This window comes from Candidatus Endomicrobium procryptotermitis, assembly GCA_031279415.1.
Taxonomy (GTDB): domain Bacteria; phylum Elusimicrobiota; class Endomicrobiia; order Endomicrobiales; family Endomicrobiaceae; genus Endomicrobium_B; species Endomicrobium_B procryptotermitis.
On record JAITIP010000006.1, the window covers coordinates 1 to 16,189 of the forward strand.

Genomic DNA, 16,189 nt, shown 5'->3' on the forward strand with positions numbered 1-16,189 from the left:
GAAGCGAGATTGAAAGCAGAAGAGGAAGAAAAGGAAAGACTTGCAAAAGAAGAAGCGGAAAAAAGAGTGAAAGCTGCTGAAGCCGAAGAAGCGAGATTGAAAGCAGAAGCGGAAGAAAAAGAAAGACTTGCAAGAGAAAAAGCAAAACGAAAAGCGGAAGCGGAAAGATTGCAGTCTGAAGAAGAGAGAAGAGAAAGAAAAGCAAGACATGAAGCTGAACTTCAAGCTGCTCTTGAGGCCGAAAGAAAAGCAAAGGAAGAAGCCGAAGGGCTTGTGCAAGAAGAAGTGGAAAAACAGATTGCTGTTGAGTCTGAAAAGAAGGTTTTAGAAGAAAAGCAAAAGGAAGAATCAAAACCGAAAAGAGATTATTCAGTTATCACAACTTTCGGAGAAGCGCTTGAATCTATTGCCGCCGAACCCGATAATTTTAATCATTATTTAAAGCGCGCGGCATTGTATGAACGCAAAAAAGATAATCTTAACGCTTTAAATGATTATCAGCAAGCTGAAAAACTTACAGGCGGAAAAGAGTGTTCGGTTTTTGTAGCTAGAGGGAATTTTTATTTTAATACCAATCAGATGAAAGAGGCAGAAATGGATTTTAGCAAAGCTTTGGAGCTAAATCCAAATGATTCTAGCCTTTATTTAAAAAGGGCACAAAGCAGACAGTCGCTTGGCAAAGAAACTGATTTTTTTCAGGATCTGGACAAGGCCGCAGACATAGACGCCGACAATGCTCAGATATATGTAATCCGCGCCGAACACAATGTTTACAAGAATGCTTTTCAGAAAGCTTTAGACGACGTCAATAAAGTTATTGAGTTAAAATCCGACAATGCAAGTGTATATTATTTTAAAGGTTTTATTAATTTTAATTTGAAAAATTATAAAGAATGTTATGAAAATATGTCAAAAGCTATTGAGTTGCATACCGAAGAAAAAGAGATTTACAAATATTTGGGGATATGTGCTTACGAACTTGAAAAATTTAAAGAAGCGGTTAATTATTTGTCCAAAGCTTTGGAATACGGAATGCAGGGGCAAGACATTTATTCTTACAGGGCAACGGCTGAATTCAAAATCGGCAATTTTGACAGAAGCGTTGCCGATATATCCAAAGCGATAGATTTAAATCAAAAGAATTTTTCATATTATTTATTAAGAGCTAGGAACTACGATAAGCAGGGCGTTTTTGATAAAGCTTTTAAAGATTATGAAAAAGCTTTAAAACTTAACTCTGCCGACGTTGATATAAGAGTTGAAAAAGCTCATTTTCTTGTAAAGTATGAAAAATTCAGCGGCGCAGTGAAAGATTTTACTGATCTTCTTTCTAAAGAAAATATGAATGCTGAATTTTATAAAGAGCGCGGTTTTTGTTATCAGAAATTGGGTAAAGATAAAAATGCAAAAGCGGATTTTGAGCAGGCGCTCAAACTTAATCCTTCAATAGATGTTCCGATAGAAAAGCCTAAGGAAGCTGCAGTCATTAAAAGGTCGGAACAGCCAAAAAAGAAAGAAGAAAAGGAGATTGAGGCTGAAGAAGTTGCAAAAGAAACTGAAATAAAACCTCATGAAGATAAAAAAGAAGAAGCTCCAAACGAAGAAAATAAAGAAATTTTGTCCGAAGCAGAAAAAGAAGAAATAAAAAAAGCGGCCGCGGTTGTTGAAAATATATTAAATCAAAAAGCACTTGCCCCCGACAAAAAAAATGACGTATTGTCGCAAGGAAGCAAAAAAGATATGCCTTTGAAAGCGTCGGATGAAACAAAAGAAAAAGAAGATAAGTCGAAAAAACATGGATTTTTTTCTAGATTGTTCGGCAAACAGATATCATCTGAGGGTAAAGATGTCAAAAAAACGGAAATAAAAACAGAACTTCCGCAACGGCAAAAAGATATTTTGAAAAAATCAGAATTGCCGAAGCTTGAACCTAAGACAGAATTGCCGCGGCCTAAACCAGCGGCAGCCAAACTGCCTAAAGTTACTCCTGTGCAAGTGGCAGCTAAAAAAGAAACTGTTACGCCCGGAATAGATTTGCTGTTTAACAGAGCCAATGCGAATGTGAAAAATAAAAAATATGATCTGGCAATAGAGGATTTTAACAAAGTTTTAGAAACCGATCCGTACCATCTGCAATCGTATTTGTTAAGAGCGGATTTGTATGTTGTGCTTGGAGAGGAGGATAAAGCGATAAAAGATTTAAGCAGAGCTATAGAAATATCTCCGGCGGGCTTTATATCATATTTTAAACGCGCAGAAATATATTTTTTAAAAGATATGTTAGATGAAGCTTTTGCCGACTATCAAAAAGTTGTTGAAATAAACTCTAAATATGGCGGTGCTTATATGGGAATGGCGAATATATATGCCAAACGAGGTCAAAATGAAGAAGCAGTTGCGCATTACAGATTAGCTAAAAAATACGATATAAAATACGGCAAGCCGGCTGATGCCGAAATCCAGAGACTCTCTGGAAAATAATTTTTGGCTAATAAATCTATTGACATTAAGCCTTTTTTTTGCAATTTCTCCTTTATTGTTCGCATTTATTGAACTTCTGCCACTTTTGCCGTAAGACTCTCGGTTTATGCTGTTGCTTACTATTGCTAAGCTGCTAAGTTTTTCTGCCGTTCAATCTTCTCATTCATTCAATATTATAGATTTTATGTATCTGCGTCATCAGATGGGTTTTCGGAAGTTTTTTCAATGCACAGGAATATAAAGTGTGTATACTGCTCATTTTCGGTTTGTCTTTGCCTGTTGATAACTGAATTATGAAATGTGTATTTTTTGATATTCTGTTTATTAGTTCAACGGCTTTTTTTATCTCGAAGATTTTGGTTTTATTTGTTATTACGCTTTTGATAAAAGCTTTGTTTTTTGAAATTTTAAGAAATTGTTCATGCTCTTTCCAAAAACTTTTTCCGCAATCGGAAGCAAATTTAAAATCCATTGAAACTATATCACAAAACTTTATAATTTTGCTTAACTGATCCGGTAATGTTGAATTTGTTTCAAGGTATGTCAGAAAACCCTCTTTTTTGATTTTAGGAAGAAATATTTTTAAAAAATCAGCATATATAAGCGGTTCTCCACCTGTAATCGCTATGGATGGAGTCGGTGATAAAAATTTTTTATATTTTTTATACAAAAATTTAACTTTATCTGCGAGATCTTCAGGAGTCATGTATATTGTCTTGTCGGACACTTTTATCGAGTATGCTGTATCGCAATAAGAACAGTTTAAGTTACAACCTGCAAATCTTACAAAAATCTGTGCCAGTCCAGTGTAAAGTCCTTCTCCCTGATAAGAAAAAAATATTTCATAAAACGGAGCTTTTATGTCAGGCTGATGGATCATTTAATCCCGCCTCTTTAAAGCCTTTGGCTCTTAACTTGCATGAATCGCATTTGCCGCACGGTTTTTTCAGTCCGTTATAGCATGACCATGTATATTTATAAGGAGTTTTCAATTTTGTTCCGAGTTTTATTATCTGTGCTTTTGTCATGTGAATGAGAGGTGCTTTGATTTTAATTTTTAGCCCAAGAGCTTTTAAAAGTTTATTGTAAGCTTCTATAAACTGAGGCCTACAGTCTGGGTAACCTGAAAAATCAAGAGCGTTTGCACCTATAAAAATGCTTTGTGCTTTTATTGATTCTGCAAAAGATAAGCCATAAGAAAGAAATAAAGTATTTCTTCCGGGAACATAAGTAATGGGAATTTTTTGCGCAATAACTTTATTCTTGGGAACTTTAATGCTTTTATTAGTAAGAGCGTCTTTTGACCATGGAAGAGATAAACTTACTATAGAATATCGAACTTTTAATTTTTCTGCTATTTTTACCGCGGACTTAATTTCTCTGTCATGACGTTGTCCGTAATTAAAAATAAGAGATTCGCATTTATATCCTTTTGAAAGCGCATAGCACAAAACAGTAGTTGAATCAAGCCCGCCGGAAAATAAAATTATGGCTTTCTTTTCTTTTTTCATTAAAAAAAACTCCTAGACTGTCATAAGACTGTAAGTTTTGAGGTTTGGCAGCAACAAGAACTGATTTTGCGAGTTACTGTAACGTTTCAATACGGACTGCATAATGACAAATGGTCCTTTATCTTTGACATTACTCAGCTTCTGCCATTGCTGAAGACGTTTCACTTTCCCATACTTCTACTTCGCATACTTTTGCCGTATCGATTTCCACTTTTTTCAATTCATTTAAAATATACGCCGCTATATTTTCAGCTGTAGGATTTATGTCGTTAAACGGAGGAATTTCGTTGAGAAATTTGTGATCGAGATAGTGTATTATTTTATCCAAACGAGCTTTAATATCGGTAAAATCCATAAGCATTCCAGTTGAATCCAGTTTGTTTCCACAGAAAGCCGCTCGCACTTTCCAGTTGTGTCCGTGCATATTTTCACATTTGCCTTTATACTCCCTTAGACAGTGAGCCGAGGCGAATCCTTTTACTACGGAAAGTTTATATTTCATTTTTTACTCCAAATATACTTTTTTTACGTTTTTAATTCGTTTTGCAAAAAAACAGCTTCCTATTTTTCGAAATTTCTCGGGATTATCGCTTACGTAAAAAGACAATTTTCCGTCGTTTCTCTTTTCAGAAAGCATATCTCTTTCAGAGAGAATCTCTTTAACAACTGAAGCTGTAGCTTTTGCTGAATCTATTAAAGAGATATTTCTTCCCACATTTTTTTTAAGAGTTTTTTTTAAAAGAGGATAATGCGTGCAGCCTAAAACCAGTGTATCTATATTTTTTGATATAAGTGGTTTGAGATATCGTTTTACGATTTCGTCCGTTATTTTGCCTTTATTCCAGCCTTCTTCCACCAAAGGCACAAAAAGTGGGCATGCCTGCTGGTAAACTGCTGCGGCAGAAATCTTTTTTACAGCTTTATAATAGGAGTTACTGTCGACGGTCCCTTCAGTGCCTATAATTCCGATTTTTTTATTTCTTGTAGACCGTACTGCCGCTTTGGCTCCTGGTTCAATAACACCGATAACGGGTATGCCGAGCTGCTTTTTTAAAACGGGTAGAGCAAAAGCCGACGCCGTGTTACATGCTATTACCAGCATTTTTATATCTTTTTTTATAAGAAAAGAGGCAATATCCTTTGAAAATTTTATAACGGTATTTTTGGATTTTGAACCGTAAGGAACATGAGCCGTATCTCCAAAATAAATAAGATTTTCGTTCGGGAAAGCTTTATTTATTTCTGACAGCACGGTTAAACCGCCGAATCCGGAATCAAATATTCCGACGGGCTTATTTTTTGCCATTGATTTTGTCTTTGCGCGCATAATATTTTTTTATTCCTTCATAAACCGAATCTGCTACTGCGGTCTGAAATTTTTTTGAATTTAATTTTGACTCTTCGGAATAATTGCTTATAAAAGCACTTTCGATGAGGACGGAAGGCATTTGTGCGCCCCTGAGAACGTAAAAATTGGCCTGTTTAACTCCCCTGTCGGGAATTTTAAGCCTTCCGGGAGTTTCTCCAGATATAAAACTGCAAAGTTCTGAAGATTCGTTAATATATTCGTTTATCATCATCGACCAGAGCATTTCCTGTAGAAGCGCGCGTTTTTTTGTAGGCTTACCTTCGAGTTCAACCACAGAGTTTTCAAGCGTTGCCGTCGCTGCAGACTGAGCGTCTGTGGCTTTTTCCGATAAAAAGTAAATTTCAAAACCGCTTGCGTTTCTGTTAAAATTTGAATTACAGTGTATTGATACAAAAAGATCGGCACTGCATTCGTTTGCAATGTTTGTCCTGTCGACCAGCGCGATAAAAGTATCGTCTTTTCTGGTTAAAATCACTTCATAATCATCGTCGCTTTTAAATATTTTATCCAGTTCATGCGCTATGGAAAGGTTAATATCTTTTTCTTTTGTGCCGTTAGGTCCTATCGCTCCGGGATCTTCCCCGCCGTGTCCGGCGTCTATAACGATAATTCTTTTTTTCTCAAGAAGCCTTTTCTTCGCCGTTTTCTTAGGCATAATTTCTTCCGCCGACGCAGTATCATCTACTATGGAATAACTGTCGTCAACGATTGTTTTTTCCTCAAATTTTAACACTGGAACTTTTGCCAAATCTGCATTGTCTTTGCCTACCTCTATCGGAGCCGTTACTTCGGTAATTTCAGCTTCTCCATAATCGTCTGGGAACAGTTTTTCATTGTCTTTTAGATAATCTGGCAGCGTGTTATATTCTTCGGAATCCGGTATGGAAGAGTCTGTCAGCGACGTCAAATCTACGGGCTGCGAATGTTCTATGTCAATGGCTATTCTGTAAGGATTTTTTAGTTTTGAACTTTTTACTATTTTAGGAGTCTGCTGAAGGCTTATTTTTATTACCGCATCTCTGCCATCGGTATTGTAAAGAATATCAGTAATGGCACCGTTATTTGCATAGACAAAATCTCTCTGTACTTGTCCGCGGTGCACCTTTAATATTATAGAACCAGTATCTTTTGAAATCGTATAAGGCAGATTTTCAGACAACTCTACAATTACTTGAGTTTCTTCTGGTCTGGTGAAATATCTTACGGAATTTATATTTGAATACGATGTTATGGTCAATATGTCGGTATTGTCGTTCCATGATGTTTCGGCAGCTGCCGCTTCCGAAAATTCATTTAAAGTAAGAAGTTCGGGGGAAACGTATAGCTCGTTTTTTATAAGTCTTGAAGGCATTTCCGTCTTTTTTATTTTCTTCCCGAATATTACCTCTCGGCTGTTTGCTTTTATGTCTACTTTTTTGCCGTTAAGATGCATAGTTACCATGGAACTGACTGGTTTCCATTCAAGAGTCGCATTATAAATTTCTGCAAGTTCCTTTATGGCAAAATATTTAGTTTTATCCGTAATCGAGTAAGTGCTGACTCCAGAAAAGGCATTTCCATCGATAATTACAAAAACTGGGTTTGAATCTGGAACGGCGTTTTTCTCCTCCGGATAAACCGACGGCGTACAAAAAAACACAAGATACCCCATAATAAATAAACTAATCAATTTTTTCATTTTTATTTTTGAAATCCACCTTTTTTTCATCAATGTATAATTCTTTTATAGAAGCGTTTCCGTATGTGTCAATAACGATTTTTGCCGAAACTTTGTTTCTGTTTATTGCAGATTCTATTTCTTTACCTTCGCCTTCTGCAACAAAAAAGTTTTCTATTCCGTAAATGATTGAAGCGTATTCTCTATCGACTGGGCTGTCAAAATTTTTGCCTGCCGACACGGTTCCCGCTATAAAAAGGCCTTTCTCCGGCCGGGTTTTGTAAATATCTCCACCTTTATAGTATTTGCCGTCTTTTAGCAGCATTATGTAAACTTTTTCATTATTATAAAGAATGTCATCTTCACCATATCTGCCAACAATTTTCTGTTCTTCGGTTATCGAAGTTATTTCATAATATAAAATTATGTAATCGCCGCGGAAAATGTCCCTTGGATCCACGGGCATAACCCTGAGCATGACTTCATCTCCTGTTCTAAGCTGCAATTCTTTATATGCCGTATAAGAAGCTATAATTAAAAACCACAAAGCCATAAGCGCATAAAAAGCAGTTTTACGATTCATTTGGTGTCCACGTCGCAAGGGGTTTTTTAAATCCCATATTTATTGTGCGACGTTTATGTTCCAAAAATAGAGCCGCACCTATAAGCAAAATTCCACCTGCAAGAAAAAATAATGAACGCGGCAAAAGTTTCCAAAAGAAATCAAAATATTTTACCGTGATAAAAACTATAATCCAGAAAATTGCCGTATTTACGTAAAAAGTTTCGGCTTTTTTATATCCCACGTATATAAGCACCAAAATTATAGATATAAAAAACAAATTCGTGATAATTCTTACCCATTCGTAACGGATAAAAATATTTCCATAAAGAATTACACACATACAGATTAAAGACGTAATTAAAATACTTTCGGCATTATTTGCTTTTGATTTTGATGGATTAAAGAAAAAAGATACAATAAACATGGCTATGGAAAAAATAAGCATTATATCTGTAAACCATGGGAATACCATATAATTTTGCAACTCGACGTTAGTAACCGCAAAATAATTGAATGTCATAAAAAAAGTGCAAAAATATGCAGCTAGTATGCCGAACTTTTTAAATACTGAGGATAAATTTGCAGTGCTTGAAAAAAATTTATTAAATCTTCCAAAAGAATAAACAAACAAAGCGGCAATGCAGTAAACAAGAGGCAGTGATCTTAAATATTCATCGTGCATGTAATTTTTTAACATGAACGCGCTTATCCATATGGAAAATAAAACGCATGAAAGAACGGCGACTGAATGCGAATGCAGGATATATGCATAAGGAATAATTCCGAGAATCCATATAAGTATCAAAACGTGCATTCCGGAAGAATTAATATGATATATCTGTGCGGTTAAAAATATGAGCGCTCCAAACATTACTGTACTCAGAAAAAGAAGCGAAGCTCCAGTTCTCGGATATTTTTTATTTTCAAATTCCAAATAATATCCACTAAAAGCACAGCCAAAAGTTATTGCGGACATCAGGAAAACTTTTATCATTGCCGGTATTACCTGCCAGTTGGCGCTTATAAAAAGAAGAAAGCCCGCGCCGGCAAGCACAGCACCTATTAACGAAAATGTAAGTATAATTTTTTTTGAGCTTCTTTCGGAAGAACCTTTTTTGATGTCGGCAAGCATTTGTTTTGCCTGCTCCCGATTTATCAAACCTTCCTCAAGCCATTTGTCAATAAATTCTTTCATTTTGATTTGTCAATATCCGCGCGGAGATTAAAATAATTTTTCCGATGACGTTAAATCCGCACTGGTGGAGGTGGCGGGAGTCGAACCCGCGTCCGAAAATGCTTTTGTACGACCGCTACAGGCTTAGCCCGGAAAGTTTATCTCGTTTATAATGCCATCTCCGGACGGGATTACATTATAAACCAGCGCCGTTTTGGTTTCATTTCAGACTGACGGCACAAGCCGACTGAAACTAACCTGCTCTTGTCGTTTTGTCCTAATAGCAGGTGTCAAAGGCAAAACGAAGCCGCATTAAGCAGCTATAGGCATGAACCCAAAACCCATCATTGGCATAGGATTTGTGTTCTGCAATGGAACGATATTTTTATCGTTGTTTATTGTTCGGTCGATTTTTACGGAGCCATCGACCAACTCCGGCCTGCTGTCTGTACTTCTGACCATTCCCGTCGAAACCTATACACCCCCAATTAAAATAACGACAACCGAATGTTAACGTTTATTTTTAAAGAACTTTTGAATTATGCCGGCGCATTCCTTTTCCAGAATGCCTCCGAGAAATTCTATTTTATGATTCAACTTTTTGCTGTTTGCTATTTTGAATACACTTTTGCATGCGCCTGCTTTTTTGTCAAAAGCTCCGAAAAATATTTTTTCTATACGCGCATTTACTAAAGCTCCGGTGCACATACAGCACGGCTCTATTGTAACATATATATGACAGCCATTCAAACGGTAATTGTTTAATTTTTTTGAAGCTTTTCTTAAAACTGCTATTTCCGCATGCGCTGTCGGATCTTTATCGATTATACATCTGTTGTACCCTTCAGCGATTATTTTTCCTTCTTTAACTATTACCGCGCCTATGGGGACTTCCCCCTTTTTTTCAGCCTTTTTTGCTGCGACAAGAGCTTTTTGCATAAAATAAGAGATGTCTTTTAAAATTATTTTATTTTTCAATGTGTTTTTCTATTACCTCTTTTATATCTTGTGGAAAACGGACGGGTTTAAAAGATTTATTTACAAAAGGATGTTTAGTTTTGCCTGTAACTAAAATTTTATCTCCATTTTTTATTATATAAGAGCATGTTATGCTTGCCGCAGTTACTTCTGACAGTCGTGTTTCTACAGTAATTAAATCATCGTACCTTGCAGGCAGATGATAGCTACATTCCGAATAAATGACCGGAAAATAAAATCCACGCTTTTCGATTATTTTATATTCCAGCCCGATTTCTCTTAAAAGTTCCGTGCGGCCCCTTTCATAATAAATTAGATAATTTCCATAATAAACCATTCCCATTTGGTCTGTATCGGAATAGGATACTCTTATTTGTATAGTATTAATCATAATACTCCCCTTTAAAACTTGTTGAAAATTATAGTATTTTTTAGATATTTGGTCAAGATTCGAAAAAGCAAAAATTTATTGACAAATTAACATATTTCTTATATACTCAAACTATCAAATTTATTAAAAAGTGCTTAAATGGAGTTAAAATTGAAGGGTACAAAAATATTAAAACAAACTGTCAGCTTATTTGTAAGCTGTTCTTTTTTATTTTTGACAAGTTTTGATGCGGTTTATGGAATTTCAAGCGTATCAAACGCGGCAAATGATGAGTTTTTAGATCAGTGTATGAAAGTAGCCGAAGCAAGAGACAGAAGGGTTTTAGTCGCTGCCGAACAAATTAAACTTGCCGAAATAAGAGTCATAAGAGCAGGACGTGCTTTTTTTCCTCAGGTTTTGCTTCAGCACAGAACCTCAAAAGGCAGTACGATGCTTACTACTGGCACGACGGGACTCTATAGCGACACCGAATACAATTCTGAAGATTACGGAGTAAGAGCCGTTCAAACTATCTATGAAGGTTACAGAACAAAAGGAATGTACAAATATGAAAATATGATGGTTGACGCCGCCAGATACAATTACACAAAAACCCGCGAAGAACTTTTTACCAAAATCAAACTTGCATATTATGAATATCTTACTTTAAAACAGGAATACAAAGCTTTAGGAAAAGCTTTTGATATTGTTGACAAACTTATGTTCAAAGTAAGAAATGAATATAAGGCAAGGGCTATTTCGGAGCTGGATTTAACCGAAGCGGAAAATTTTAAAGATAAAGTTGAAGACATGCTTTCCGCTGCAAGAATAAATCTTGACTTTTCAGTTAAGAAGCTCATTGAAACTGTGGGAATAAATACTTTAGATGACATAAATGCCATCGTTTCGGACGAACTTCCCGATGACGTTGCTGAAATTACATTTATGTTGCAGGATTTATTAAGTTTTATTCTTACGAATAATCTTGATGTACAAACTGCAAAAGTACAATCTTTAATGGCAGATATGAAAATTAAAATTAACCGCTCAAAAGTAATTCCTAAATTTTATATAGAAGGATTCTACGGAAAAAGCGGTGAAGCTTTTACTACCGAAGCTCTTGAGCTTACTACGGCGTGGAGTGTTATGGGAAGAATGTCTTGGAGTTTATGGGGAAACTCTTTTGAAGTCGCGTATGATACCGAAAGAACAGATCCGTCAACTATTATTGATGCGAGCAAAAGGATAGAAACTTCTTCGTGGGATATAAGGCTTTCGCTGCTTGACGATATGGCATATTTCGTGGATACAAAAGAGGGAAAGGTTGGGCTAAATCAGACAAATGCAGATTATGTTGATACGCTTAAGACTAGAAGGCTTGAGGTCGAAAAAGCTTATAACGATTATTTAAATTCTTTAAACAGCGCCAGAACACTCAGAAAAGAGATTAAGTTAAGAGAAAGAAAATTGGCACTAATGAGAAAAAGAAACGATTTATATGAAGTTCCTACTGTCAGCCTTATGGAAGAATCGTGGAAATATGCGGAAGCAATTTCCGCTTATTCTAGAGCTACTTATCAGAATCACGCTTCAGTAACCGAGATGGAAAAGCTTACTTTAATGCCGTTAAGATAATAGAAATACCCAAATAAAATTTTTTGGAGGGAATTTTGGAAAAAATTAAGTATTATTTCTTTATGATTAAAGACAATCTTACCCATAAGATTGCCAATTACAGAGCTCAGTCTCCCCAGCGTTTTAAAAAAGTAGTTTATATTACAGCAATAATGATGTTTTTGATTTTTGCTGGCATTATCATTTATTTGGTTTTTTTCAATAAGAAAGCTCAGGATGAAGAACAAAGCGACATAATACAGGTAAAAGTTATAAAAGTTGTAAAGCAGGATTATATTGACAAATATACGGTGATGGGAAGCATTAAAGGTGCAATAGAAAATGATATGCGGTTTGAAATAGAAGGTCATCTGGCCCTATACAACTACAAAGAAGGAGATCAGATTCCAAAAGGAAAAAATATCTGTTCTCTAGACCCGAAAGATGCCCTGACAAAAGCCGATTACGCTCAAAGTAAATATAAGAGTGAAAATTCTGCTTATATGTCTGCAAAAGAAAGATATAAAGTGTATGAAGATTTGTATAATATGAAAGCTTTGTCAGAGAGCAAGCTTTACGAAGCTAAATTCGAAATACAATCTACGGAATCGCGCGTTAAAGCTGCTCTTTCGGAACTTGAACTTGCGCAATCCAACCTCAAAAAGACGAATCTTGCTGCTCCAAGCGATGGAATTCTTGCCCAGATTATAATAAAACCGGGAGAATATATTACTCCGCAGGATGTAGTATGCAAATTCATAAGTAATCATGGAACGAATTTTGAAGTTGATATTCCAGAAAAAGACATACAAAAAATTGTGCTTGGGCAAAAAGTCAAAATTTTAAGCGATTCTTATTCCGACAGAGAGTTTGAAGGCGTGCTGTCGCAGATAGCTCCTGTAGTAAACATGAGGACCAGGACTTTTACGGTAAAAATAGACGTTGAAAACAGTAAAGGAGAGCTGCGTTCAGGAATGTTTGGCAGAGGAACAATTTATCTTAAAGAGCTTAAAAATGTAGTACTTGTTCCGTCGGACAGCGTGGTATCGCTCAATAATACGGCATTTTTAATTCCGGTTGTATCTCCAGATTCAAGAAAACCTGGTGAAGGAATAATTCAAATGAGGCCTTGCCTTATCGGCGATAAAGTTTCTGATAAAACTGTCGTTTTAGATGGGCTTAATATGGGCGAACTTGTCGTTTCAGAGACGCAGGGACAATTATCAGATGGAGCGCAGGTAAAATTTCTCGAGGTTTCGACAGAAGACGAAGCCATTCCGGTTGAGTACTAGCTCTCGTTGAATTTCGATAAAAAATATGGTTATTGATTTAGGTATAAAAAAGCCGGTTACTACTTTAATGATCGTACTTGCATTGATAATGTTTTCCGGTATCATGCTTGTGCGTATCCCCGTCGAATTAAATCCCAATACGCAGACAGGAATGGTCAGCGTAATTACGAGGCTTCGTGGAGGCATCGCTTCCAGCGAAGTCGAAAAATATGTTACGCGTCCGCTTGAGGAAGTATTTTCCGAGCTTAGTGGCTTGAAAGAAATGGTTTCTTCCTCAAAAGAATCGGAATCAAATATAATGATGGCATTTCATTACGGCGTGGATACGGATTTTATCGTTATTGACGTCCGTGAAAAACTGTCTATGGTAAGACATCTGCTGCCTAAGGAAACAGAAAAACCTATCATAGCAAAATTTGAACAATCCGACGCTCCCATCATGATTATCTCTTTGAGTTCAGAAAAGCATTCTCCCGAACAGCTTAGGGAGGTCGCCGAAGAACAAATAAAAGAAAAAATCATGCGCGTTTCAGGAGTTGCCAATATCGAAATTGGCGGCGGGAGAGAAAGAAAACTTCTTATAGAAATCGACAATGCAAAACTTCTTGCCTACAGGTTGCCTATTCTTGAAGTCGTACAGAAAATAAATTTGTCAAATATTTCGATATCTGCCGGCGAAATCGATGAAAAAAGCAAAAATTATATAATAAGAGCTACAGGCGAATATAATAATATAAGCGAAATAAAAAATACCGGAATTGCGATCACCGATTCAGGTTCCATTATAAGAATCAGAGACATTGCTACGGTTAAAGATTCTTATTATGAACCGACTTCTTTTGCAAGACTTAATGCCAATGACGTCGTTTCTTTGTACATACAAAAAGAATCCACAGCAAATACGATAAGTACGGCGAAAGAGGCTTTGGTTGTCATAAAGCAGCTGGAAGAGACACTGGACGAAAACATAGTTATAAGCGTTGTTAAAAACGATGCGGAATATATAACTAAAGCGATTTATTCACTTTGTGAATCCCTCATAGTCGGAGCGATTCTGCTTGCCGGCATATTGTTTTTATTTATGCGCAATATAAGAAACATCATAATAGTCGGAACGACTCTTCCATTAAGCTTGTTTATGTCAGTGCTTATGATGTATTTTACTCAGCAGACTTTTAACGTCATGACTCTCAGCGGTCTTGCCATGGGAATGGCAAACGTTATGGACAATGCCATTGTTGTTATTGAAAACATATCTTTTCATCATCACAGAAAAACGTATAAAACAAAAGAAGAGCTTGTCGTGAAAGGCACTGCTGAACTTTGGCAGCCTATGTTTGCTTCTACGGTTACGACTATAGTCGTATTTTTTCCTTTGGTTTTTCTTGAACCGGAGATAAGACAGCTTTATATGCCTTTCGGTTTAACAATTACTTTTGCACTTATAGCTTCTCTTATAAGCACAATGATTTTTGTTCCTCCGCAGATTTTCAGATGGCAGAACAATTTCGAGCTTGAGTTTCAGTCATGGTATATGAAGATAAGGTATATTTACGGAAAATTATTGAAATTTGTGTTCAGAAGACAGACATACGTCTGGCTTTTTGTTTTTGTGCTGTTTTTAGTGTCTCTGAAAATTTTGAAGTCTAGAGATTCGGAATTTCTTGATGCTGGCGATGTGAATACTTTTAGAATAGGAATACAATTTCCTCCGGCCACGCGCATAGAAGTTTCAAATGAAATCGTTAAAAAAATGGAAAAACATCTTTTGTCCTTCAGAGATGACGTCGAAAGAGTTTCGTCAAAAGTCGAAAAGCTTCATACCTTTGTGGAAGTCAAGGTTTACAAAAATGCCGAATATTTTAAAGAAGAGTTCCGCAAATATTTCGGCGAATATACTCCGGCATTCGTATATTATCAGGATTCAAATTCCGACAGCGCAAAAGAAATATACGTTGATTTTTATGGTCAAGACTACGATACGTTAAAACAGCTTGCTTTTTCTTCTTCGGGAAGGCTTCAGCAGGTCAAAGGTCTTACAGATGTAAAAATAAGAATGCGCGAAGACGAACCGGAAATTAATCTTTTTGTAGATAATGACAGACTTGCCGTTTTCGGGCTTACCGCGTATTATTTCGGCAATACTCTCCATTGTCAGATAAGAGGACTTATCGCCACTCAATACAGAACTGAAGGAAAACAAATTGAAACCATCGCTAGGCTCGTACCTGGAAGCGTACGCAATGTCAACGACGTTTTGTTTCTGTCTATAATAAACCCTAAAAAAGATATTGTACGCGTCGGACAGGTGGCGGAAGCAAAAGAAATCAAGTCAACGCAGGAAATATGGCATAAAAATAAAAAACGTTTTATACAAATAAGCGCGAACAGAAATAAAGTAGGTCTTACGACGGCCGCGCGGGGCATTACTACTGCTCTTAAGGGCGTGGCATTTCCCAGAGATTATTCATTTAATATCTCTGGAGATTATGAGAAAACCGTTAAAAACCAGGGTGCGTTTATGCTGGCGATAGCGCTTACGGTCATTTTAATATTTTTTGTTTTGGCGTCAATATTTGAATCTTACAAACAGCCTTTTCTTATCATGTTTTCCCTTCCTTTAAGTCTTATAGGTGTGGCTTTCTCGCTTTGGATATTTAAAAAATCGATAAGTCTGGGCGTGTGGATAGGAATCATGATTTTGTTTGGCTCAATCGTATACGGCTCAATTATTATTGTGGACAAAATCAACCAAAGAAGACACGGCAGAAAAAATATTATAAGGGTTATTTTTGAGTCATGTAAAGAAAGGCTTCGTCCTGAACTTATAACATTTTTAATGAAAACGATAGGTCTGCTTCCAATGGTTCTAAGCCGTGACGAAGCGGCCTCGATGTGGCGTTCTCTTGGACTTACCGTTCTTTGTGGAACGATCACCGGGACAATGTTAACACTTCTTATCATTCCGACAGCTTATTATTTAATGGAACATCCGAGAAAAAGTTTTCACGGATTTTTGGACAATATGAAAATTTTGATAGGTTTATTTAATAAAGTTAAAACGTCGGATATTAAAAGAATTAAAGATGTGCCGCCTAAAAAACTTCCGCGGCTAGACGTGCCGGGCATAAATGCTGGCAATAAAGACGTGCTGAAAATCCCGAAAATGAAGATTTAA

General features: G+C 36.4%; 13 protein-coding genes and 1 other RNA gene. 4 read left to right on the top strand and 10 right to left on the bottom strand.

Annotated elements, in window-relative coordinates; translation table 11 throughout:
• A partial coding sequence (locus LBD46_01245; protein MDR2425806.1) for a tetratricopeptide repeat protein occupies positions 1–2,481 on the top strand: 2,481 nt, incomplete at its 5' end.
• 163 nt (positions 2,482–2,644) lie between these two features.
• On the opposite strand, the gene LBD46_01250 is transcribed toward LBD46_01245, so the two are convergent.
• The 10 genes from LBD46_01250 to LBD46_01295 form a co-directional block, all read right to left on the bottom strand.
• Positions 2,645–3,361, bottom strand: coding sequence for a 7-carboxy-7-deazaguanine synthase QueE (locus LBD46_01250; protein MDR2425807.1), 717 nt, complete (start codon positions 3,359–3,361; stop codon positions 2,645–2,647).
• Positions 3,345–3,992 carry a 7-cyano-7-deazaguanine synthase QueC gene (gene queC, locus LBD46_01255; protein ID MDR2425808.1) on the bottom strand — a complete coding sequence of 216 codons (648 nt, stop codon included), beginning with the start codon at positions 3,990–3,992 and terminating at the stop codon, positions 3,345–3,347. Before queC ends, LBD46_01250 begins: the two co-directional genes overlap by 17 nt.
• Positions 3,993–4,122: 130 nt before the next feature.
• Positions 4,123–4,494, bottom strand: a complete 372-nt coding sequence (gene queD / locus LBD46_01260) for a 6-carboxytetrahydropterin synthase QueD (protein MDR2425809.1) — start codon at positions 4,492–4,494, stop codon at positions 4,123–4,125.
• A 3-nt stretch (positions 4,495–4,497) separates the two neighbouring features.
• Complete coding sequence (murI, locus tag LBD46_01265) at positions 4,498–5,298, bottom strand: glutamate racemase (protein ID MDR2425810.1); 801 nt, start codon at positions 5,296–5,298, stop codon at positions 4,498–4,500.
• Positions 5,285–7,039: an N-acetylmuramoyl-L-alanine amidase gene (locus LBD46_01270; protein ID MDR2425811.1), complete on the bottom strand. Its 1,755-nt coding sequence runs from the start codon at positions 7,037–7,039 to the stop codon at positions 5,285–5,287. The genes murI and LBD46_01270 overlap by 14 nt, the downstream gene beginning before the upstream one ends.
• Entirely contained in the window at positions 7,023–7,601 is a 579-nt protein-coding gene (locus LBD46_01275) for a GDYXXLXY domain-containing protein (protein MDR2425812.1), read from the bottom strand. Before LBD46_01275 ends, LBD46_01270 begins: the two co-directional genes overlap by 17 nt.
• Positions 7,591–8,778: a DUF2157 domain-containing protein gene (locus tag LBD46_01280; GenBank protein MDR2425813.1), complete on the bottom strand. Its 1,188-nt coding sequence runs from the start codon at positions 8,776–8,778 to the stop codon at positions 7,591–7,593. The genes LBD46_01275 and LBD46_01280 overlap by 11 nt, the downstream gene beginning before the upstream one ends.
• 62 nt (positions 8,779–8,840) lie before the next feature.
• Positions 8,841–9,243, bottom strand: a transfer-messenger RNA (tmRNA) gene (gene ssrA / locus LBD46_01285).
• 24 nt (positions 9,244–9,267) lie between these two features.
• Positions 9,268–9,735: a tRNA adenosine(34) deaminase TadA gene (gene tadA, locus LBD46_01290; GenBank protein MDR2425814.1), complete on the bottom strand. Its 468-nt coding sequence runs from the start codon at positions 9,733–9,735 to the stop codon at positions 9,268–9,270.
• Positions 9,725–10,126: an acyl-CoA thioesterase gene (locus tag LBD46_01295; protein ID MDR2425815.1), complete on the bottom strand. Its 402-nt coding sequence runs from the start codon at positions 10,124–10,126 to the stop codon at positions 9,725–9,727. The genes tadA and LBD46_01295 overlap by 11 nt, the downstream gene beginning before the upstream one ends.
• Positions 10,127–10,264: 138 nt before the next feature.
• On the opposite strand from LBD46_01295, the gene LBD46_01300 reads away from it, so the two are divergent.
• Genes LBD46_01300 through LBD46_01310 form a run of 3 tightly spaced genes read left to right on the top strand, consistent with a single transcriptional unit; the run spans position 10,265 to position 16,189 of the window.
• Complete coding sequence (locus LBD46_01300; GenBank protein ID MDR2425816.1) at positions 10,265–11,740, top strand: TolC family protein; 1,476 nt, start codon at positions 10,265–10,267, stop codon at positions 11,738–11,740.
• A 35-nt stretch (positions 11,741–11,775) separates the two neighbouring features.
• Entirely contained in the window at positions 11,776–13,011 is a 1,236-nt protein-coding gene (locus tag LBD46_01305) for an efflux RND transporter periplasmic adaptor subunit (protein MDR2425817.1), read from the top strand.
• 25 nt (positions 13,012–13,036) lie between these two features.
• Complete coding sequence (locus LBD46_01310; protein MDR2425818.1) at positions 13,037–16,189, top strand: efflux RND transporter permease subunit; 3,153 nt, start codon at positions 13,037–13,039, stop codon at positions 16,187–16,189.

What these genes read in the sequence shown, in the direction of transcription:
- murI (MDR2425810.1), bottom strand. Translation starts at nt 5,298, where the DNA reads ATGGCAAAAAATAAGCCCGTCGGAATATTTGATTCCGGATTCGGCGGT.
- LBD46_01270 (MDR2425811.1), bottom strand. Translation starts at nt 7,039, where the DNA reads ATGAAAAAATTGATTAGTTTATTTATTATGGGGTATCTTGTGTTTTTT.
- LBD46_01250 (MDR2425807.1), bottom strand. Translation starts at nt 3,361, where the DNA reads ATGATCCATCAGCCTGACATAAAAGCTCCGTTTTATGAAATATTTTTT.
- LBD46_01310 (MDR2425818.1), top strand. Translation starts at nt 13,037, where the DNA reads ATGGTTATTGATTTAGGTATAAAAAAGCCGGTTACTACTTTAATGATC.
- LBD46_01300 (MDR2425816.1), top strand. Translation starts at nt 10,265, where the DNA reads ATGGAGTTAAAATTGAAGGGTACAAAAATATTAAAACAAACTGTCAGC.
- queC (MDR2425808.1), bottom strand. Translation starts at nt 3,992, where the DNA reads ATGAAAAAAGAAAAGAAAGCCATAATTTTATTTTCCGGCGGGCTTGAT.
- LBD46_01275 (MDR2425812.1), bottom strand. Translation starts at nt 7,601, where the DNA reads ATGAATCGTAAAACTGCTTTTTATGCGCTTATGGCTTTGTGGTTTTTA.
- LBD46_01295 (MDR2425815.1), bottom strand. Translation starts at nt 10,126, where the DNA reads ATGATTAATACTATACAAATAAGAGTATCCTATTCCGATACAGACCAA.
- LBD46_01280 (MDR2425813.1), bottom strand. Translation starts at nt 8,778, where the DNA reads ATGAAAGAATTTATTGACAAATGGCTTGAGGAAGGTTTGATAAATCGG.
- queD (MDR2425809.1), bottom strand. Translation starts at nt 4,494, where the DNA reads ATGAAATATAAACTTTCCGTAGTAAAAGGATTCGCCTCGGCTCACTGT.